Source organism: Limosilactobacillus alvi (assembly GCF_016900115.1).
Classification (GTDB): domain Bacteria; phylum Bacillota; class Bacilli; order Lactobacillales; family Lactobacillaceae; genus Limosilactobacillus; species Limosilactobacillus alvi.
In genome coordinates this window covers 1-261 of sequence record NZ_JACJJQ010000115.1, presented here as the reverse complement: position 1 = coordinate 261, position 261 = coordinate 1, and the positions used below count along the sequence as shown (strand labels likewise).

General features: G+C 37.9%; 1 protein-coding gene. It reads left to right on the top strand.

The genetic code is table 11. The features are described 5' to 3' along the window. The coding region (locus H5993_RS09310; RefSeq protein WP_487343523.1) for a DinB/UmuC family translesion DNA polymerase at positions 1-261 on the top strand (261 nt) is incomplete at both ends.

Sequence of the window (261 nt, the reverse complement as noted above, 5' to 3'; positions counted from 1 at the left end):
GTAAAGATTCGATATCCTGATTTTGAAACCACTTCCAAACAAACTACGATCCCCTATACGTTCTATGATGATGAATTGATTCCCGTTGCGAAGGAACTGTTTCATAAGCTTCATAGGAAAGGAGAACCCGTTCGATTGATTGGCGTGCGCCTAAGTGAATTAACCGGCGAGGCCGTTCAAACAAATTTATTTAGCAATGCAGAAAAAAAATCTGAATTGTATAAAGCGATTGATGAAGTAAAAAATCGATTTGGAAAATCG